Source organism: Spongiactinospora rosea, assembly GCF_003315795.1.
GTDB classification, from domain to species: domain Bacteria; phylum Actinomycetota; class Actinomycetes; order Streptosporangiales; family Streptosporangiaceae; genus Spongiactinospora; species Spongiactinospora rosea.
On the sequence record NZ_QMEY01000001.1, the window covers coordinates 1,027,327 to 1,046,645 of the forward strand.

Consider the following 19,319-nt stretch of genomic DNA (forward strand, 5'->3'; position numbering starts at 1 on the left):
TGACCATGGCGTCATGGCGGCCTTCGGGCGCCGCCCTCTCACTGTGCGTTTGGTCGCGGCTGCGAAGTGATCCGATGCCTCAGATGACCGATCAGTGAAACGCGAGGGACATGCCCAAAAAAGACGGCGCCATCGAGATCGAGGGCACTGTGGTCGAGTCGCTCCCGAACGCCATGTTCCGGGTGGAGCTCGACAACGGGCACAAGGTCCTGGCCCACATCAGCGGGAGGATGCGGATGCACTACATCCGGATCCTGCCCGACGACCGGGTTGTCGTCGAACTGAGCCCCTACGACCTGAGTCGTGGGCGGATCGTCTACCGATACAAGTAAGCGTCTGAGGAACGACAGGGACGATGAAGGTCAAGCCGAGCGTCAAGAAGATCTGCGACAAGTGCAAGGTGATCCGCCGGCACGGTCGCGTCATGGTGATCTGCGACAACCTGCGCCACAAGCAGCGTCAGGGCTAGTCGCGACAAGGCTTCTCCGAGTCCGCTCCAGTAGCGGACTCGACGCATGAGGGGCCGACAACTCAACGCAGCGTCTCACACTCGCGCAGGCGGTGGCGGCCGGGCAGGTCGCACGCCGTACCACGCGGGAGACCCCCGGTCGGAGGCCGGGGCCCTCACCCCGGGCATGGGGAGGGGTGGTGCGGCGCAAGACCTCCGCCAGAACGACAAGGAGATGCCCGACCATGGCTCGCCTGGTTGGCGTCGACCTCCCCCGCGACAAGCGGATCGAGGTCGCACTCACTTACATTTTCGGCATCGGCCGTACCCGCGCGCTGGAGACCCTCAAGGCCACCGGCGTCAGCGGCGACCTGCGCGTGCACCAGCTCACCGACGACGAGCTGATTCCGCTGCGCGACTACATCGAGGCCAACTTCAAGATCGAAGGTGACCTCCGCCGCGAGGTGCAGGCCGACATTCGCCGCAAGATCGAGATCGGCTGCTACCAGGGCATCCGGCACCGCCGCGGGCTTCCGGTGCACGGTCAGCGCACGCAGACCAACGCACGCACCCGCAAGGGCAAGAAGAAGACCGTGGCCGGCAAGAAGAAGCCGGGCAAGAAGTAGTCCGCGCAGCAGGACCGAGCACCTCACAGGAGTTGAAGGCGACCAATGCCTCCGAAGAGCCGTCAGGGCGCGCCCAAGAAGGTACGCCGCAAGGAGAAGAAGAACGTCGCTCACGGGCACGCCCACATCAAGAGCACGTTCAACAACACGATCGTCTCGATCACCGACCCGTCCGGGAACGTGATCTCCTGGGCCAGCGCCGGCCACGTCGGGTTCAAGGGCTCTCGCAAGTCCACCCCGTTCGCCGCGCAGATGGCCGCGGAGAACGCCGCTCGCCGCGCCATGGAGCACGGCATGCGCAAGGTCGACGTCTTCGTCAAGGGTCCCGGCTCCGGCCGTGAGACCGCGATCCGTTCCCTGCAGGCCACCGGCCTGGAAGTGGGTTCGATCCAGGACGTCACCCCCGTGCCGCACAACGGCTGCCGTCCGCCCAAGCGCCGCCGCGTCTGAGCCACCGCCACAGGAGATCAACGACAATGGCCCGTTACACCGGAGCGGACTGCAAGCTCTGCCGCCGCGAGAAGACGAAGCTCTTCCTCAAGGGCAAGAAGTGCGAGTCCGCCAAGTGCCCCATCGAGATCCGGCCCTACCCGCCGGGCGAGCACGGCCGTGGCCGCCCCAAGGAGTCGGAGTACCAGCTTCAGCTTCGTGAGAAGCAGAAGATGCGCCGCATCTACGGCGTGCTGGAGAAGCAGTTCCACAACTACTACGACGAAGCCAACAAGAAGGAAGGCAAGACCGGCGAGGTCCTGCTCCAGATCCTGGAGAGCAGGCTCGACAACGTTGTCTACCGCGCAGGCTTCGCCGAGTCCCGCGACGCGGCCCGTCAGCAGGTGCGGCACGGCCACATCCTGGTCAACGGCCGCAAGGTGGACATCCCGTCGTACCGCGTGCGCGAGCACGACATCATCGAGGTGCGCGAGAAGGCCCGCAACCTGCTGCCCTACGAGGTGGCCCGCGCCACCGCAGGCGACCGGACCATCCCGGCCTGGCTGGGTGTGATCCCCGACTCGCTGCGCATCCTGATCCACCAGCTCCCGGTCCGGCAGCAGATCGACACGCAGGTCCAGGAGCAGCTCATCGTCGAGTACTACTCGAAGTAACCCTTCGGGCAGCGCTCACCGCCTCGCCGTACGGCTTCCGCGTTCCGACGCGGGCCGTACGGCGTAGGCTTGAAAGACCGGCGGCGTCATATAGCGGGCGCCGTGGACAACAGGGGAGACCCAAAAATGCTGATCGCCCAGCGACCCACTCTGCTAGAGGAATCCCTAGAGGAGACCCGCTCCAGGTTCGTCATCGAGCCGCTGGAGCCCGGATTCGGCTACACCATCGGCAACGCGCTGCGCCGCACGCTGCTGTCCTCCATCCCGGGGGCGGCCGTGACGAGCATCCGCATCGAGGGCGTGCTGCACGAGTTCTCGACCGTGCCGGGGGTCAAGGAGGATGTCACCGACATCATCCTCAACCTCAAGGAACTGGTCGTGTCCTCCGAGCACGACGAGCCCGTGGTGATGTACCTCCGCAAGCAGGGCCCCGGTGAGGTCACCGCCGCCGACATCGCGCCCCCGGCCGGTGTCGAGGTGCACAACCCGGAGCTGCGCATCGCGACTCTGAACGGCAAGGCCAAGCTGGAGATGGAGCTGACCGTCGAGCGCGGTCGCGGCTACGTCTCCGCCGCCCAGAACAAGCAGCCGGGCCAGGAGATCGGCCGGATTCCGATCGACTCCATCTACTCCCCGGTCCTCAAGGTCATCTACAAGGTCGAGGCGACGCGTGTCGAGCAGCGCACCGACTTCGACCGGCTGATCCTCGACGTCGAGACCAAGCCGAGCATGAAGCCGCGCGACGCCGTGGCGTCGGCGGGCAAGACGCTGGTCGAGCTGTTCGGCCTGGCCCGCGAGCTGAACGTCGAGGCCGAGGGCATCGACATCGGCCCGTCGCCGACCGACGCGGCGCTCGCCGCCGACCTGGCGCTGCCCATCGAGGAGCTCAACCTCACGGTCCGCTCCTACAACTGCCTCAAGCGCGAGGGCATCCACACCGTGGGCGAGCTGGTCGCGCGCAGCGAGCAGGACCTGCTCGACATCCGCAACTTCGGGGCCAAGTCCATCGAAGAGGTCAAGCAGAAGCTGCACGAGATGTCGCTCGCGCTGAAGGACTCCCCGCCCGGGTTCGACCCGAGCGCGGTGGCCGGCGACTACAGCGACGACGAGGACAGCCGCTACGTCGAGACCGAGCAGTACTGATCCCGGCGTAGGCGGCGGCACCGCTCTTCCGGCGGTGCCGAGTCAGATCATCGGGGGCGCGTCAGCCCGTACGGCGGCGCGCCCGCCGGCCCGATCCCGGTACCTCACACGGCCGGGACGGGTTCACTCACGAGGAGACCACCACAATGCCCAAGCCCACGAAGGGCGCCCGTCTCGGCGGCAGCCCGGCCCACGAGCGGCTGATCCTGGCCAACCTGGCCACGGACCTGTTCCGGCACGGCCGCATCCGCACCACCGAGGCGAAGGCCAAGCGCCTGCGCCCGCTGGCGGAGCGTCTGATCACCAAGGCCAAGAAGGGCGACATCCACAACCGTCGCCAGGTGCTGACCGTCGTCAGGGACAAGGGTGTCGTGCACCACTTGTTCACCGAGATCGCTCCCACGTTCGCGGAGCGTCCCGGCGGCTACACGCGGATCACCAAGATCGGCCCGCGTAAGGGCGACAACGCCCCGATGGCCGTGATCGAGCTGGTGACCGAGCCGATGAACCCGGTGCGCGTCTCGCGTGCCGCCGACGCGGCCCCGGCCGCCGAGGCCGAGCCGAAGGACGCGGAGCCGCAGGACGCTGAGCCCACCGACGAGGCGCAGGCCGAGCCGCAGGACGCGGCCCCCGCCGAGCAGGGCGAGGCGGCCGAGACGGCGAAGGACGAGCCCAAGAAGGACGAGTCCTGACCCACGAGGTCTCCCAGAGCACAACGCGGGCCCGCACCCCGGATCGACGGACGGGGGCGGGCCCGTCGCTTTTCCACACGTAGCGGAGGAGGGTCATGGTCGACGACGTCGTACGGCTGCGCCTGGACATCGCCTACGACGGCACCGGCTTTTCCGGATGGGCCGCGCAGCCCGCCCGCCGTACCGTCCAGGGGGAGATCGAGGCGGCGTTCGCCACGGTCCTGCGGATGCGCGAGGAGCGGCCGGCGCTGACGGTCGCCGGGCGTACCGACGCCGGGGTGCACGCGCGCGGGCAGGTCGCGCACGTCGATCTGTCCGAGGCGGCCATCGCCGCCCTCAGCCGGGACACCGAGCCCCGGGAAGTGGCTGAGCGGCTTCCTGGACTGCTCAAGCGGGTCAACGGGGTCCTGATACCCGATGTGCGGGTTCGGGGGCTCAGCGTGGCTCCTGAGGGCTTCGACGCCCGCTTCTCCGCGCTGTGGCGCCGCTACGCCTACCGGGTGAGCGACGACCCGGCAGGCGTGGACCCGCTGCGCAGGCACGACGTACTGTGGCACCCCCGCCCCCTGGACGTCGCCCGGCTCAACGAGGCGGCGGCCCGGCTGCTCGGCGAGCACGACTTCGCCGCGTTCTGCAAGCGGCGCGAGGGCGCGACGACGATCCGCGAGCTGCGGTGCCTGGAGTGGGCGCGCGAGCCGGGGGAGGGCGGCGCGCTGGTGGCCACGGTGGTGGCCGACGCGTTCTGTCACTCCATGGTCCGGGCCCTGGTCGGCGCGCTGCTGTGGGTCGGCGACGGCCGGCGGGAGGTGGCCTGGCCGGGGGAGGTACTGCGGCGCGCGGTACGTGACTCGGCGGTGACGGTCGCGCCCGCGCACGGACTGTGCCTGGAGGAGGTCCGGTACCCGCCGCCGGGCGAGCTGGCGCGGCGGGCCGAGGCGACCCGCCGCGTGCGAACCCTCCCGGTCTGACTCGGTCTAAGCGGTCTTTTTCGGCCAGGCTCGGCCGTAGCCGTCGATGGCGTCGAGCAGGGCCCCGGCCATGCCGGTATGGCCCGTGCCGTGGCCCGCCTCGTCGATCAGCACCAGCTCGGCGTCGGGCCAGCGCTGCGCGACCTGCCAGGCGATGTCGGGCGGGCCGCTCACGTCCATCCGCCCGTGGACCAGTACGCCGGGCGTGCCCGCGAGCCTGTCCGCCTCCCGGACCAGGACGCCCTCCTCCAGCCACGCCGCGTTCGCCCAGTAGTGGGTCACCAGGCGGGCGAAGACCATCCGGAACTCCGGATCCTGGTATCTGGGGTCGGGCCGGTAGTCCCTGACCGTAGCCACATGGGTGTCCTCCCAGGTGCACCAGTCCCGCGCGGCCTTCTCACGGACCGCCGGGCCGGGATCGGCGAGCAGCTTCGCGTACGCCGCGGCCAGGTTCCCGTCACGGTCCCCGGGCGGTACGGCGTCACGGAACCGCGCCCACTCCTCGGGGAAGATCCGGCCCATGTCGCGGGTGATCCACTCGACCTCGCGGCGCGAGGTGTTCGTGACGCTGAACAGGACCAGCTCCGAGACCCGCTCGGGGTGCCTCTCCGCGTACGCGAGCCCGAGCGTCGCTCCCCACGAACCGCCGAACACCAGCCACTCGGCGATGCCCAGATGGTCGCGCAGGGCCTCGATGTCGGCCAGCAGGTGGTGGGTGGTGTTGTGCGCGAGGCTCACCGCGGGGTCGCCCACGGACGGCGTACTCCGGCCGCAGCCGCGCTGGTCGAACAGCACCAGGCGATACACGGCGGGATCGAAGTAGCGCCGCCAGCCCGGCGTGCACCCGGAACCGGGGCCGCCGTGCAGGGCGACGGCGGGCTTGCCGTCCGGGTTGCCGCAGATCTCCCAGTAGATGTGGTTGCCTGCGCCGACGTCGAGCATGCCGCTTTCGTACGGCTCGGTCTCGGCGGGATAGAGATCGACCATGGCGCCAATTTATAACAGCACTGTTAGATTGGCGTCCATGAGCATGACCGAGCCCGTGCCCGATCGGGAGGCCGTCGGCACCCTCCTGCGCCACCTGCTGGAACTCCTCGACGGCGAACTCGCCGAGCGGTACGGCAGGGCGGGCCTTGCCGACTACCGGCCGCGTTACTCGCCGGTCATCAGGGCACTGGCGGCCGAGGGACCGATGCCGATCCGGGATCTGGCGCGCAGCGTCGGAGTGACCCATTCGGCGGCCAGCCAGACCGTGCGCCTGATGACCCGCTCCGGCCTGCTCACCCTCGAACCCGGCGCCGACGCCCGGACCAGGGTCGCGAACCTGACGGCCCGGGCGAAGGACCTGCTGCCGTTCATCGAGGCGGACTGGGCCGCCACCGCCGCCGCCATGCGCGAACTCGACGCCGAACTGCCCATGCCGCTCGGCGACGTGCTGGTCGCCGTAGTACGGGCGCTGCAACGCCGTCCCCTGCGCGAACGGCTGGCCGACGGCCCCCAGGAGGCCGAGGGGGTCGTCAGCCCGTGATGCGGCGCTCCAGGACCAGGGCCGTGTTGTCGCGGAACGCGCCGCTCACCTCGCCGAGCCCCTTCTCCTTGGCGGTCGGGGTGTGGCCGTCGGCGTTGGTGGCGTAGCTGAACACGATGTAGCGGCCCCAGACCAGCCCGGACGCGTACCCGCCCGCGATGTGCACTCGCTCCGCGCCCGAACCGGACCCGCCGGGCAGCGCGCGGAACCACACGTTGGTGCCCAGGTTCTTCGCCTTGTCGGCGGCGAGGGCGTCCTCCCTGGTCGGGAAGACGGCGATGCCGGTGGTGATGGCGTGGCGCTTCTTGCCGTCCACGTAGGTGGCGCGCACGACCCGGGCGCACTTGTTGCCGGTCAGCGCCTCGGCGAACTTTCCGATGGCCGCCTTGGCGCACTTGTCGGTTATGTCGGTCTTCACGCGGGTGTAGGCGACGCCGTTGAACTCGGCCTTCTTCTCCGGGAACGCCTCGGCCAGCGACAGCTTCTGCGGGTCGGTCGCCTCGGCGTTCAGGATCGAGTTGCCGCCCGCCTCACCGGCCGGCTCGCTGGGGGAGGGCTCGCCGGTGGGCTGGTTCGTGGCCAGTACGTCATCGCCTCCGGCGCTGGGGGTGCCGGACGGCGACCGGAGCAGGAAGAACCCGGCACCGACGACCACGGCGAGCGCGACGACGGCCCCGACGATGATCAGCGTCATCTTCCGCTTGGGGGCCCCGGGGGCGGGGCCGGTCGTGGTCGGAACCTGGGCACCGGGCGGCTGGCCGCCGGGCGTGAACAACGACCGTGGTTCGGCCTCACCGGGCCCCTGGAACGGCGGACCACCCGGCACAGGACCACCCGGCACGGGACCGGGCTGCCGGAACGTGTCGAGAGCCATCGTCCCGTCCCCGCCCGGCATCGGACGGTATGGACCGGATGCGGGGTCCTCGCCGCCGGGGAAGGGTTCGGGGCCGGTCGGCACCGATCCGCCCGGCACCGGGCGGTGGGCACCGGGCGGCCAGGGGCCGCCCGGCGGTGTGGGGTCCTCGCCGATGGGCACGGGTCCGCCGGGGAACGGACGTCCTTCGGCGGCGGCCGGTACCGGCCCGTCCGGCATCGGCCGCTGTGCTCCCGGTGGGGTGGGTCCGTCCCCGGTGGGGCGGATCGCGCCGGATGCGGGGTCCTCGCCGGAGAGGCGGAGGGTGTGTTCTTCGGGGCGAGGGCCGTCTCCCATGGGCCCGGCCGGGGACTCTCGGCGCGGGCGGAAGCCGTCCGGCGGGGTCGGGCCGTCGGCCGGGACGGACCCGTGCCGCGCGGCGGGCGGCGGCTCCCACGGGGCGGAGGCCCACGGGGGCGGAGGCAGGTCGCCAGGGGGCGGAGCGACGCTGGCGTTGCTGGAAATGCCGCCGGAGGCCCCGAACATCGGCGGCGGGGCGCCGGGCGGCTCGACGTGCCCTTGGATCACCGGCGGCGTACCGGTGCCGCCCTCTCCGGCCGGAGGGCCCGCCATCGCGTCACCTGCGCCACCGGTGCCCGGCGGGGCGTACGGCGGTGGCGTGCGGTCACCGGGGGCCCCGGGGGCGGGGAACGGCGGCAGCGGGACACCCTGCACGGGTTCCCCCGCGCCGGGCCGCTGAGGGCCGTCATCGCGGCGGTTCACCTGACGAGTCACGGTCGCCTCGCCGGGGCCCGCAGGCGGGTCCCAGGGCGCGTCTTGAGGCTCCTCCCGGCGCGGGCGGCCGTCGCCTGCCGGGCCGGGAGCGCCGTGGCGGGGGCGGGCGGCCCGGGTGACGTTCCAGGGGGACGCCTCGGGGGACTCGTCCGGCTCGGACGCCCACGGCGGTAGTTCGACCGGCTCGCCCGTCGCCGCCGGCCAAGGGACGGAACCCGACGACTCGGGTGCGCCCTGCCACACCGGCATCCCGGCCGCCGCAGCCGTGTAACCGGCAGGCGGCTGCCACGACGGCTCCTCAGGGCCACCAGGCCCCCGCCCACCGCTTCCACCCGGTCCACCGGGCCACGGCGCAGGCAGATCACCCGCGCCCCGGTAGGCCGGCCCCGCCGTACCACCAGGAAGATCCGTTCCGCGGGGAGGGGTCACCCCATCCGGAAGGCCCGGCCCACCGGCAGAAGCCGCCCCATCCGGAAGGCGCGTACCGCCAGGAGGAGTCGTTCCGCCGGGGTACCCCGTCTTGTCGGGGATACCGGGTCCGGCGGGGGGAGCCATGCCGTTGCGAGGGTCCGAGTTGTCGGTAGGAGCTGTTCCATAGGGGAGGCTCGTACCGCTGGGAGGAGTCGTCCCACCGGGAAGGTCCGGTCCGCCGGGGTGACCCGTCTTGCCGGGGATACCCGGTCCACCGGAAGGCGTCATGCCGTTGCGAGGGTCCGAGTTGTCGGTAGGAGCTGTTCCATAGGGGAGGCTCGTACCGCCAGGGAGGTCCGTGCCGATGGGAGGAGTCGTCCCACCGGGAAGGTCCGGTCCGCCGGGGTGCCCCGTCCTGCCGGGGATACCCGGTCCACCGGGGGAAGCCATTCCGCCAGGGAAGTTCGGGGCGCCGGGCGGGGTCATTCCGTGGGAACCGCCCGTTCTGCCGGGAAGGCCGGGCTCGCCGGGTCGGGACGTGCTGCCGAGAGAAGCCCTGCCATCAGAAAGGCCCGTACCGCCGGGAAAGTCTGTTCTGCCCTGAAGGTCCGGCCCGCCGGAAGAAGCCGTGCCGCCGGAACGGCTTGTACGGCCAGGAAGGCCCGTACCGCCGGGGAAGCCTGGTCCGTCGGGAGAGCCCAGGCGGTCGGGAGGGGGGGTTCCACCGGGAAGGCCCGTACCGCCGGGAGGGGTTGTCCCGCCGGGAAAGCCCGGCGCGTCGGAAGAGCCTGAGCGGCCAAGAGGGGGCGTTCCAGCGGGAAGGCTCGGCGTGTCGGGGGTGCCCGGGCGGTCGGGAGGGGGCGGTCCGCTGGGGAGGCCGGGGCCGATGTTGGGGTCCTGTCCCCGGAGGGGGGCGAAGCCGTGGACCGGGCCCGGGGCCGGGGTCATGTTGGCCGGGCCGGGACGGGGCTGGCCTGGAGCTGCGGGGAGGCCGGCGTGCCAGTCGTAGGCGGAGCTTTCGCCGGACACCTCCCACGGCTCGGCCGCGCCCGGCCACGCCGGAGGCTTGCCCTGGTCCGGTGTGGAGCCGCCCGCGGCCCAGGGGGGCGGGCCGGGGACACCCGGCCGCTCGCCGCCCGGCGATGAGGTGGGACCGGGCCGGTCCGGCGTCGTGCCGCCGGTCGGGCGGGAGGGCAGGGGAGCGGACGGCTGAGGCCAGGGGTTGTCCCCGTCGGAGTAAGGGGCTCGCGGCGGCACCTGGGGTGCCGCCGTACCCGGCTCCGGGGACTGCTGGTGCGTCGGCTGGCCGAAGCTCGGTGGCGGGGTCGCCGAAGCGGCCGAGCCGCCGCTGTCACGGTCGTGCTCGGACACTGAATCCTGGCCACGCATACGCCGAAGCGTAGCGAGAGTCCGGGACCGTCACGCCGGTATGGACGGATCCGGCACGCCTTTCCTGGCAATTGCCCACAAAAGGTGCATCTTAGGACGAGATCACTCCGGTTTCCGTCCCGTCAGGGCCCGTGAGTCCAGTGCGGGATAGACGGTCTTGTCCGCGATGGCCATCGCCGCGCCGGTCAGCTTCTTGCGCTCGGCCTTGCTCGGCTCGTGCCCGTCCTTGAACTGGAACCACAACAGCACCGCGTAGTGCCCATGCCGCCAGGCCCCCGCGTTGGCCTGCCCCGTACCGAGGGTCTTGGTGGCCTCGTCCTTGCCGGGCAGCGGCTTGACGTAGTCCTCCAGCGCACCGCCCGCCGCCGCGTCCACCACCTTGCTCGCCTGCTTGGAGGTCTTCAGGTTGGCGACGCCCACCGTTCCGATGATCTTGCCGGACTTGTCACGGTACGTGGCCCGCAGCATCTGGTTGCAGTCCGCGTCCTTGAGCGCCTTGATGAGCTTGTCGCCCGTGGCCGCGTCCTTGCACTTCTTGTCCGTCCTGCGCGCGGTACGCACGTAGGAGCCGACCTTGGCGTCGGGGAACACCTCCTTGAGCGTCAGCGGGTACTTGTCGGTGGTCCGGGAGGAGGCGAAGCCGTCCTTCCCGGCCGGACGGTTCTGGACGAGCGGGTTGGTCGCGGCGGCGGAGGGCTCCGGGCTCACGGCCGGCTTCGGGTCGGCGTCGGCGGACGCGAGCATCGCCAGGCCGACACCACCCGCGATCAGGACGAGGAGCCCGGCGATGGCGATGTAGATGGGACGGCGTGACCTGGGGCCCTCGTCGTAGGGGCTCCACATCTCCCGCCGGGGGCGGGGTGGCTCGAACTCCTGCTTGGGGCCGCCCGCGCCCGGCGTACCGGACGAACCGGAGACGGTCGTCGGCGCTTCGGACGAGGACGCGGGATCGCCACCGGGAGGCGTACCGTCGCCACCGCTGGGCGCGCCCCGCCGCCTGCGACCACGGGGCGCGGCACCGGGCTCGGGCCCGGACTCCGCACCGAACACGCTCCCGAACCCATCAGGTTCCGGCTTCCCGCCGAACACGCTCGCGAGCGCGTCGGACCCCGGCTTCCCGCCGAGCACGCCTCCGAGCCCGTCGGGCTCCGGCTTGCCGCGGCGCGGACCAGGCCCGTCCGGGCCGGGCTTGCCACCGAACGCGCCCCCGGGCTCCTCAGGCTCCGGCTTCCCGCCGAGCTCCGGCCCCGCGTCCGGTTTGACACCAGGCCCCGTGCCGGGCTCCGGCGTGGCCCCGAACGGAGGCCCTGGAGGAGGCCCTGGTGGAGGCCCAGGAGGAGGGGTCGCGGAGGTGCCGGGAAGTGCGCCGAAGAGCGGGTCGTTCGCCGCCGCTCCCGGAGTGAACGGGCCAGGCCCGCCGAACGTCTCTCCCGTGCCGCCCGGCCCCGCCGCCGGACCGGGGCCACCAGGCCCCGGCGCCTGGCCGCGCCCGGACAGCTCACCGGTCCCGCCGCCCGTGTCCGGCGGCCCGCTCCTGAAGGGTTCGCCGAGCCCGAACGGCTCGCCGAGGCCGGAGTCGGGGCCGGTCCTGATGTCGGGGTTCGTGCTGGCCCCCGGATCGGTGCTGGGCCCGCTGTCGGAATCCGGCGGCAGTGGTCCTCCGCCGAGGATCGGACCGAGCCCCAGCGGGTCGCTCCCCCCGGAAGGAGGAGGGTCCGCAGGTCCCGCCGGCCTCGGCGCGCCCAGCGGGCGGCTGAGGTCCAGGGGGTCGAAGTCCGGGTCGAGCGCGCGGTCGAACCCCGGATTGAGCCCGTAATCCGGGTGGGAGGGATGGTCGGGGCCTGCCTCCGGACCGCTGCCGGGCGCGCGCTGGGAGTCGTGCGGCGGCTCGGCGGGCTTCTGGTTGTGCGGCGAGGCCGTGAACCAGTTCTCCTTGGCCGGTGGCGAAGAGCCCGACTGCTCATACGGCTGGCGACGTGACGGTTCCCCGGGGTTACCCATGCGCCGAGATTAACTGTGAACGGGCACCGAGATGGTCATGAATATCCGAAGTCCTGTGTCCACCACAGCCCGCCGGGCCCCTCCGCGACCCCCACTCCGATGGCCACCATCCTGCAGTTGAGGATGTTCGCGCGGTGGCTCGGGCTGCCCATCCAGCTCTGCATGGCCTCCTTCGCGCCGAGGTAGCCCCTGCCGATGTTCTCCGCGCCGCCGTCCTTGTAGCCCGCGCGTTCCATCCGCCTCCACGGAGACGAGCCGTTCGGGGAGTTATGGGTGAATTGCCCGCTTTTCGCCATCTCGATGGAGTGCTGCCGGGCGGACCGCATCAGCCTCTGGTCCAGCCGCAACGGCCGGCAGCCGTGCTTGCGCCTGGCCCGGTTCGTCAGCCGTACCGCCTGGCTCTCCATCGCGCGCAGCGAACCGTACAGCGCGGTCGGGGCGATCCGCGGCTGCTCCCGCAGGCCCCCGCCGACGTCGGTGCCGTCGGTGGCCTGCGCCCCCACGGCGTCCTGCGGCACCGGGACGTAGTCGCTCAGGGCGCTGCTGGTCGAGCGGGGGAGCGGGGCGTGCGTACGTCTGGCGTGCGGCGCGGAGGGCGACGGGCGGAGTACGGCGCCGAGCGGGGCGCGGCTGCGGTCGGCGCGCGGCTGGGCCAGTACGGTGGGCGTCGCCGGTTCGACGTTGTTCAGGAACACCGGCTCCGGCTCCTCCGCGCCGCGTGAGACCCGTCCGATCACGATGCCGGTGATGAGCACCGACACCAGGCACGCCACGACCCCCAGATGACTCCGGCGCCGGAGCATCGCCTGGGGTGACCGAACGTGAGGGGGCTGCCGCATTCCGCCCCCAACGATAGAGATGTTGAGTCATGGGGAAAAAGGGAAACGCGGGAACGAAACCCAACCGTTCTCCTTCCGTCCCCCATACGCATCAGTGACCGTCGCCCTGAGGCCCCGAACGACCCGTACCCCCATGCGCGGCGTGGCCGTTTTGACCGTGGCCGCCGATGGGCGGTAGTCTGCTTGTTCGTTGTGTGCGAGTCAGTCCTTGGCGACTGAAGCGCGGCGCGTCCGGCGTCTTCTCCCGTGTGCGGAGACGGAAGGTCCGGGTCGCCGTGTGCCCGCACCTTCCCACCACAGGCTGCCATCCCGAAGGCAGCGCCGAAGACGCGAGCAAAGAAGGCCATACGACCGTGCGCACGTACTCAACCAAGCCCGCCGAAGTTCAGCGCCAGTGGTTCGTGATCGACGCGACCGACGTCGTGCTGGGCAGGCTCGCCAGCCAGGTGGCGACGCTGCTTCGCGGTAAGCACAAGCCGATCTTCGCCCCGCACGTCGACACCGGTGACTTCGTCATCGTCGTCAACGCCGACAAGATCGCGCTGACCGGTGACAAGCTTCTGCAGAAGAAGGCGTACCGCCACTCGGGCTACCCCGGCGGTCTGCGTTCCGTGAGCTATGGCGAGCTGATGGAAAAGCGCCCCGACCGCGCCGTGGAGAAGGCCGTCAAGGGAATGCTCCCGAAGAACGCCCTCGGCCGGAAGATGGCCAAGAAGCTGAAGGTCTACGCCGGTGGGGAGCACCCGCACCAGGCGCAGCAGCCGGTCCCGTTCGAGATCACCCAGATCTCTCAGTAAGCCCAGAGCATCCCACCAGTAGCGCCGAGAAAGTAAGAGGAGAACCGTGGCCGAGCCCACCGGTGTCGAGACGCCCGTCGAAGGCGAGCTGGAGGAATTCTCCGGCGAGGACTTCCCGACCGAGTACACCAGCGAGTCCGCCCCCGCCGGCGACGCGCCCGTCCGCAAGCCCGTCACGACGGGCAACTCCTACGGCACCGGCCGCCGCAAGGAGGCCGTGGCGAGGGTCCGCATCGTGCCCGGCACGGGCAAGTGGAAGATCAACGGTCGCGCCCTCGACGGCTACTTCCCGAACAAGGTCCACCAGCAGATCGTGAACGAGCCGTTCGTGACGCTGGGGGCCGAGGAGCAGTTCGACGTCGTCGCGCGGATCGACGGCGGCGGCGTGACCGGCCAGGCCGGTGCGCTGCGCATGGGCCTGGCCCGTGCGCTCGCCGTGCTCGACGTCGAGACCAACCGTCCGCCGCTGAAGAAGGCCGGCTTCCTGACCCGCGACGCCAGGGTCAAGGAGCGCAAGAAGTACGGCCTGAAGAAGGCCCGTAAGGCTCCGCAGTACAGCAAGCGTTGACGGCGCGGCTTTTCGGCACCGACGGGGTCCGTGGGGTCGCTGGACGCGACCTCACGGCCGAGCTCGCCATGGAGCTGTCGGTGGCGGCGGCCCACGTGCTCGGTGACGCGGGAGCGTTCGCCGGGAGCGCGGGCGACATGGCCGACGACATGGCCGGCGTCGGCGCGGCCGGCAGCGCCGCTGGGCGCGGCCGGCCGGTGGCGGTCGTGGGCAGGGATCCGCGGGCCTCGGGGGAGTTCCTTGAGGCCGCGGTGGTCGCCGGGCTCGCCTCCTCGGGAGTGGACGTGCTGCGGCTCGGCGTACTGCCGACGCCCGCGGTCGCCTACCTCACCGCGGCACTCGGCGCCGACCTGGGGGTGATGCTCTCCGCGTCGCACAACCCGGCCCCCGACAACGGGATCAAGTTCCTCGCCAAGGGCGGCTACAAGCTGCCCGACACCGTGGAGAACGAGATCGAGGAACGGCTGGGCGAGCGGTGGGAGCGCCCGGCCGGTTCCGGCGTCGGCCGGGTCCACGAGGCGTACGGCGAGGCCGACCGGTACATCGCGCACCTGCTGACCACGCTGCCCGTCCGTCTTGAGGGCATCAACGTGATCGTGGATTGCGCCAACGGCGCCGCCCACACCGTCGCCCCCGAGGCCCTGGTGCGCGCGGGCGCGACGGTGGAGGCCATCGGCGCCCGCCCGGACGGCCTGAACATCAACGCCGGCTACGGCTCGACGCACCTCGACCGGCTCCAGCAGGTCGTGGTGTCGCGGGGCGCCGACCTCGGGGTCGCCTACGACGGCGACGCCGACCGCTGCCTCGCGGTCACCCACGAGGGCGAGATCGTGGACGGCGACCAGATCATGGCCATCCTGGCGCTCGCCATGCACGCCAAGAAGGAGCTGGTCAAGGACACCGTGGTGGCCACGGTCATGTCCAACCTCGGCTTCAAGATCGCGATGCGGGGCGCCGGGCTCAACGTGATCGAGACGGCGGTCGGCGACCGTTACGTCCTTGAGGCGATGAAGGCCGGCGGCTACAACCTGGGCGGCGAGCAGTCCGGCCACGTCCTGCTGCTGGACCACGCCACCACCGGCGACGGGCTGCTGACGTCGCTGCACCTGATCGCGGAGGTGGCCAGGCAGGGCCGGTCGCTGGCCGAGCTGGCCTCGGTGATGACCCGGCTGCCCCAGGTGCTGATCAACGTGAAGGGCGTGGACAAGGCGAAGGCCGCGGCCTCGCCCGACCTCGCGGCGGCGATCGGCCGCGCGGAGGCCGAACTCGGCGAGACCGGCCGCGTGCTGATCCGGCCCAGCGGCACCGAGCCCATGATCCGCGTCATGGTGGAGGCGTCCTCCGAGATCATGGCCCATGAGATCGCGGAACGACTGGCGGAGACGGTCCGCGCCACCTGTTCCTGAACCCGCTCATCGCACTGTCACCCCGGCTCGGTTCCGCGGCCGGGGTGTCGCGTTTTCCGGCCCTCATGGCGGGGTGAGGGCGCGCAGGAGCGTGGTCCGCATCGCCCGCGCGGCCTCCTCCGGCGGCATGAGGCCCGCGGCGACCTGCTCGCCCGCCGCGTGCGCCAGCGTGATGGTCACCGTGGCCAGCCAGCCGGCCGGCAGGCCCGCATCGAACTCCCCGGACGCCCTGCCTCGCTCGATCACCCGGATCAGGCGCTCGCTGATCGGCGCGTGCGCCTCGCGGTCGGTACGCGGGCTCACCGGGTTCGTGACGATGGCCTGGACCAGCCCCGGGTAGCGCTCCGCCGTACGGGCGGCGGCGTCGAGCACCCGCAGCAGCGCCTCGGCGGCCGGGCCCGTGTCGGGGTCGGCGGCGTCCATCGCGGCGGCCGTCTCGCCGGTGACCTGCTCGACGACGGCGGCCAGCAACCGCTCGCGCGAACGGAAGTGCGCGTAGACGGTCTGGCGGGTCACGTCCGCCGCGGCGGCGATGGCCTCGACGCTGGCGTCGGGATCGGCGCGCAGCAGCCGCAGCGCCGCGTCGAGGATGGCCGCCCTGCTGCGCACCGCGTCGGCACGGCGGTTGCGGGCCTGGTACCGAGACAACTCTTACACCTTGCCAAAGTTTTCGCCGGACTTATATCTTACGAGCTGTAAGAGATAGTAGGTGATGGGATTGACCGTGCTCAACGACACCCTGCTCGGCGACACCGACCCCAAACGGTTCATCGCCGACTTCTATCGGGCCCTGAACGACGACCTGGTCAACACCGACGAGGACTCCGGGGTGATCATCGACCGCTACCACACGCCGGACATCGTCCAGGTCGCCGACGGGCACCGGATGGACCGCGACAAGCTCATCGCGCACACCCGCCCGGTGCGTAAGAACCGTCCGACGAGCCGCATGGAGGTACACGAGGCGCTGCGGCAGGGGGACACGCTCGCCGCCAGGTACACGCTGCACGTCCGCAACCCCAAGCGGGATTTCGCCATCGAGGTGTGCTTCTTCGGGCGGTTCGCCCCGGATGGGCGGATGTGCGAGGCCAACATGCTCACCCGCATGCTCCCCGGCCAGGACGAGGCCCCGGCGTGACGCGGCACGTGTACCGGGTGAGCGGCATGGCCTGCGGGCACTGCGCGCGGTTCGTCAGCGAGGAGATCGAACGCGTCCCGGGCGTGGACACGGTGACGGTGGACGTCGGCGGCGGCACGGTCACCGTCACCGGTGACCGTGCCCTGGACGTCGCGGAGGTCCGCGCCGCGGTCGAGGAGGCGGGTTACGAACTCGTCCCGTAGGCCGCCCGGTCGGCGAGGTCCCGCAGGAGGAGGTCCTGCGGCGTACGGGCCTGCGCGGGTGGCTCCGGCGGTACGGCGGGGCAGCTCGCCCGGTACGCGGGCGGCTTCAGCTCGATCAGGTACCGGTCGATCGTGCTGATCGTGCAGTCACCGCGGCCGTAGACGCTGTGCCCGGTGCCCTCGTAGGTGAGCAGCCGGCCGGCCTTGCCGAGCTGGCCCGCGACGCTGACCGCCCAGGCGTGGCCGGTGATCGGGTCGTTGCGGGAGTTGACGACCAGGATCGGCGGCGCGCCGCGCACGCGCAGGCGGTGCTGCGGGTTCGGGATGGGCTTCGGCTCGCTCAGGCACCAGGTCTGGAGCGTCAGATGCGACGGGTTCAGCTCCACGTCGGGCGCGACGGCCTTGGCGCGGCGCAGGAACCTGGCGTACTGCTCGTAGTCGCGGATCGAGGTGTCGAAGTCCGCGCAGTTGAGCTGCCATGCCACCGGCAGGTCACCCGGGGCTCGCAGGGAGGCCGGTGGGGGGCTCGCGTCGAGGCGGGCGATCTGCTCGGCGACGGAGTACCACGCGGGCGCGTACGAACCGCTGGAGATGATGCGGGCCACGCTCCGCTTGGTGTGCGTGCCCAGTTCGCCGCGTTCGGCCCGGTCCATGAGCCGTGTCCAGATCGCGCGTACGTCCTTGCCGTGCAGTGCGCACCGGGCCTCGCCCGCGCACCACTGCACGAAGGCGTCGAAGGCGCCCTGGGTGGACGCGGCGGTGTCGCGGAACGCGCGGCCCTCGCCGATGCTGTGGTCCACGACGCTGTCCAGGACGAGGGCCCGCACGCGGCGGGGGAACCGCTCGGCGTACGCCTGGCCGAGCACCGTGCCGTAGGAGATCCCGTAGAAGGTGACCTTCTCCTCGCCGAGCGCGGCGCGCACGGCGTCCATGTCATGGGCCACGGAAACGCTGTCCAGGTGCTCGAACACCGGCCCGGTGCGGGATTTACAGTCGGCGCGCATCCGGCCGCTAAAGTCCCGCCAGTGGTCGAGTTCGGCCTGGTTCTTGATGAACGTGTCCGGGTACTGGGCCAGGAGGTCGGCCGAGCACAGGACCGGATGGCTCCCGGCGGTGCCACGGACGTCGAAGCCCACGATGTCGAACCGGCGGCGGACCTCCGGGCTGAAGAAGCCGAAGGTGGCGAACGTGGCCGCGGACAGGCCCGGCCCGCCGGGGTTGACCAGCAGCGACCCGATCCGGGCCGCCGGATCGGTCGCGCGCTGCCTGGTCAGGAACAGCTCGACGGTCGGCCCGGCCGGGTCCTTCCAGTCCACGGGCACGGTGAGCGTGCCGCACTCGTACTTCTCCCGGGGCCACGCGCACGCGGCCCATTCGATGGCGGACGGTTCGGCGGCCCGCGCGGGGGCGAAAGGGGTCAGGCCGATGAGGGCGGCCAGGGCCGCGGCGAGTAATGGCCCGGTCCTACGCATGTGATCTCCAATCACCGGGGCACGTCCATTTCCTGGACGCCCAGATTGTCGACCCCCTGATTCACCGTGACCATAGGCCGGAATGACCAATTGAGAATGGCGGGCCGGCGTCCGGGAAATTCCGCGCTTTATGCGCGGGTGATCGCCCGGCCGGTCAGCCGGGCACCCGGGCGAAGTAATCGATGGTGGTCGCGTCGCCGGGAAAGAACGCCTCCACGGCGATGTCGTCCAACGTGATGTCGAAGGCGGTGCCGATGGTGGTGATGGTGCTGATGAAGGAGAGGTCGGTGCCGTGGTGACGGATGCGGATGGGGAGCGCGATGTCGGCCGGATCGAGCGGCGGCGGGTCGCCCTCCGGCCCGTAGGAGCGCAGCTCCTCGTACAGGGCGGTGGTCTCGGGGTCGCCGGTGTTGGCGGCCTGCCGGGCCAGGCGGGGGAGCAGGAAGGCTCGGACCTGGGCGAGGTTGAGCAGCCGGGGCGCGAAGCCGCTGGGATGCAGGCCCAGCCGCATCATGTTGACCGGCGGCCGGAGCAGCGCCGGATCGACCCCCTCAAGGAAGACGTCGATCGCGGAGTTCGCGAACAGCATGTTCCAGCGGCGGTCCATGGCGAGCGCGGGATAGGGCTCGTGACCTCGGACGACCTGCCGGAGGGCCTGCCTGGCCGGCTCCAGATGGGGATCTTCCAGGGGCCGCTCCTGGACGCTGGGCGCGTACCCGGCGGCGACCAGCAGGCGGTTGCGCTCCCGCAGCGGTACGTCCAGGTGCTCGGCCAGGCGCAGGACCATCGCGCTGCTGGGGATCGTGCGGCCGGTCTCCACGAAGCTGATGTGCCGCGCGGACACCCCGGCCTGGATCGCCAGGTCGAGCTGGCTGAGCCCCCTGCGGTGCCGCCATTCCCGCAACAGCTCACCGGCAGGCCGATCTCCCGTCATGGGAA

At 71.4% G+C, this 19,319-nt stretch carries 21 protein-coding genes; 14 read left to right on the top strand and 7 right to left on the bottom strand.

The window, feature by feature from the left end; translation table 11 throughout:
• Window positions 1–110 precede the first annotated feature (110 nt).
• The 8 genes from infA (at window position 111) to truA (ending at window position 4,980) form a co-directional block, all read left to right on the top strand.
• The gene (infA, locus tag DP939_RS05420) at window positions 111–332 is read left to right on the top strand and encodes a translation initiation factor IF-1 (protein WP_093259037.1); all 222 of its coding nucleotides are present in this window, start codon (window positions 111–113) and stop codon (window positions 330–332) included.
• A 23-nt stretch (window positions 333–355) separates the two neighbouring features.
• Window positions 356–469 (top strand): 50S ribosomal protein L36, encoded by a 114-nt coding sequence (gene rpmJ / locus DP939_RS05425; protein WP_003956441.1) that lies wholly within the window; start codon window positions 356–358, stop codon window positions 467–469.
• Between the two features lie 224 nt (window positions 470–693).
• Complete coding sequence (rpsM, locus tag DP939_RS05430) at window positions 694–1,074, top strand: 30S ribosomal protein S13 (RefSeq protein ID WP_113979392.1); 381 nt, start codon at window positions 694–696, stop codon at window positions 1,072–1,074.
• Between the two features lie 45 nt (window positions 1,075–1,119).
• The gene (gene rpsK, locus DP939_RS05435; RefSeq protein WP_012887860.1) at window positions 1,120–1,524 is read left to right on the top strand and encodes a 30S ribosomal protein S11; all 405 of its coding nucleotides are present in this window, start codon (window positions 1,120–1,122) and stop codon (window positions 1,522–1,524) included.
• A 26-nt stretch (window positions 1,525–1,550) separates the two neighbouring features.
• Entirely contained in the window at window positions 1,551–2,177 is a 627-nt protein-coding gene (rpsD, locus tag DP939_RS05440; RefSeq protein WP_113979393.1) for a 30S ribosomal protein S4, read from the top strand.
• 126 nt (window positions 2,178–2,303) lie between these two features.
• Window positions 2,304–3,320, top strand: a complete 1,017-nt coding sequence (locus DP939_RS05445) for a DNA-directed RNA polymerase subunit alpha (RefSeq protein WP_113979394.1) — start codon at window positions 2,304–2,306, stop codon at window positions 3,318–3,320.
• Between the two features lie 146 nt (window positions 3,321–3,466).
• On the top strand, window positions 3,467–4,012 hold the full coding sequence (gene rplQ / locus DP939_RS05450) for a 50S ribosomal protein L17 (RefSeq protein ID WP_113979395.1): 546 nt from the start codon (window positions 3,467–3,469) through the stop codon (window positions 4,010–4,012).
• Between the two features lie 95 nt (window positions 4,013–4,107).
• The gene (gene truA / locus DP939_RS05455; RefSeq protein ID WP_113979396.1) at window positions 4,108–4,980 is read left to right on the top strand and encodes a tRNA pseudouridine(38-40) synthase TruA; all 873 of its coding nucleotides are present in this window, start codon (window positions 4,108–4,110) and stop codon (window positions 4,978–4,980) included.
• Between the two features lie 6 nt (window positions 4,981–4,986).
• On the opposite strand, the gene pip is transcribed toward truA, so the two are convergent.
• On the bottom strand, window positions 4,987–5,967 hold the full coding sequence (gene pip / locus DP939_RS05460) for a prolyl aminopeptidase (protein WP_113979397.1): 981 nt from the start codon (window positions 5,965–5,967) through the stop codon (window positions 4,987–4,989).
• Between the two features lie 37 nt (window positions 5,968–6,004).
• Between pip and DP939_RS05465 the strand changes: the two genes are divergently transcribed.
• Window positions 6,005–6,508, top strand: a complete 504-nt coding sequence (locus tag DP939_RS05465; RefSeq protein ID WP_199564938.1) for a MarR family transcriptional regulator — start codon at window positions 6,005–6,007, stop codon at window positions 6,506–6,508.
• On the opposite strand, the gene DP939_RS05470 is transcribed toward DP939_RS05465, so the two are convergent.
• From DP939_RS05470 to DP939_RS05480, 3 genes are all read right to left on the bottom strand, one after another.
• Window positions 6,498–8,405: a hypothetical protein gene (locus tag DP939_RS05470; protein WP_147267875.1), complete on the bottom strand. Its 1,908-nt coding sequence runs from the start codon at window positions 8,403–8,405 to the stop codon at window positions 6,498–6,500. The genes DP939_RS05465 and DP939_RS05470 overlap by 11 nt on opposite strands.
• A 1,653-nt stretch (window positions 8,406–10,058) precedes the next feature.
• Window positions 10,059–11,957 (bottom strand): hypothetical protein, encoded by a 1,899-nt coding sequence (locus tag DP939_RS45320; RefSeq protein ID WP_147267876.1) that lies wholly within the window; start codon window positions 11,955–11,957, stop codon window positions 10,059–10,061.
• 35 nt (window positions 11,958–11,992) lie between these two features.
• Entirely contained in the window at window positions 11,993–12,730 is a 738-nt protein-coding gene (locus tag DP939_RS05480) for a CAP domain-containing protein (RefSeq protein ID WP_158578465.1), read from the bottom strand.
• 419 nt (window positions 12,731–13,149) lie between these two features.
• On the opposite strand from DP939_RS05480, the gene rplM reads away from it, so the two are divergent.
• The 3 genes from rplM (at window position 13,150) to glmM (ending at window position 15,567) form a co-directional block, all read left to right on the top strand.
• Complete coding sequence (rplM, locus tag DP939_RS05485; RefSeq protein WP_113979402.1) at window positions 13,150–13,593, top strand: 50S ribosomal protein L13; 444 nt, start codon at window positions 13,150–13,152, stop codon at window positions 13,591–13,593.
• Window positions 13,594–13,639: 46 nt separating this feature from the next.
• A complete protein-coding gene (gene rpsI, locus DP939_RS05490; RefSeq protein WP_113979403.1) occupies window positions 13,640–14,161 on the top strand; it encodes a 30S ribosomal protein S9 in 522 nt (173 codons plus the stop codon).
• Between the two features lie 68 nt (window positions 14,162–14,229).
• Window positions 14,230–15,567: a phosphoglucosamine mutase gene (gene glmM / locus DP939_RS05495; RefSeq protein ID WP_225878072.1), complete on the top strand. Its 1,338-nt coding sequence runs from the start codon at window positions 14,230–14,232 to the stop codon at window positions 15,565–15,567.
• Between the two features lie 63 nt (window positions 15,568–15,630).
• Here the strand turns inward: glmM and DP939_RS05500 are convergent, their stop codons facing one another.
• Entirely contained in the window at window positions 15,631–16,215 is a 585-nt protein-coding gene (locus tag DP939_RS05500; RefSeq protein WP_113979405.1) for a TetR/AcrR family transcriptional regulator, read from the bottom strand.
• Window positions 16,216–16,279: 64 nt separating this feature from the next.
• Between DP939_RS05500 and DP939_RS05505 the strand changes: the two genes are divergently transcribed.
• A complete protein-coding gene (locus tag DP939_RS05505; RefSeq protein WP_113979406.1) occupies window positions 16,280–16,705 on the top strand; it encodes a nuclear transport factor 2 family protein in 426 nt (141 codons plus the stop codon).
• Window positions 16,702–16,908, top strand: a complete 207-nt coding sequence (locus tag DP939_RS05510) for a heavy-metal-associated domain-containing protein (protein ID WP_113979407.1) — start codon at window positions 16,702–16,704, stop codon at window positions 16,906–16,908. The genes DP939_RS05505 and DP939_RS05510 overlap by 4 nt, the downstream gene beginning before the upstream one ends.
• Here DP939_RS05510 and DP939_RS05515 read toward each other — a convergent pair.
• Both DP939_RS05515 and DP939_RS05520 read right to left on the bottom strand, forming a co-directional pair.
• Entirely contained in the window at window positions 16,890–18,380 is a 1,491-nt protein-coding gene (locus DP939_RS05515) for an alpha/beta hydrolase (RefSeq protein ID WP_113979408.1), read from the bottom strand. The two genes, DP939_RS05510 and DP939_RS05515, sit on opposite strands and share 19 nt — an antisense overlap.
• A 154-nt stretch (window positions 18,381–18,534) precedes the next feature.
• Window positions 18,535–19,314 carry a helix-turn-helix domain-containing protein gene (locus tag DP939_RS05520; RefSeq protein ID WP_113979409.1) on the bottom strand — a complete coding sequence of 260 codons (780 nt, stop codon included), beginning with the start codon at window positions 19,312–19,314 and terminating at the stop codon, window positions 18,535–18,537.
• Window positions 19,315–19,319: the final 5 nt, after the last annotated feature.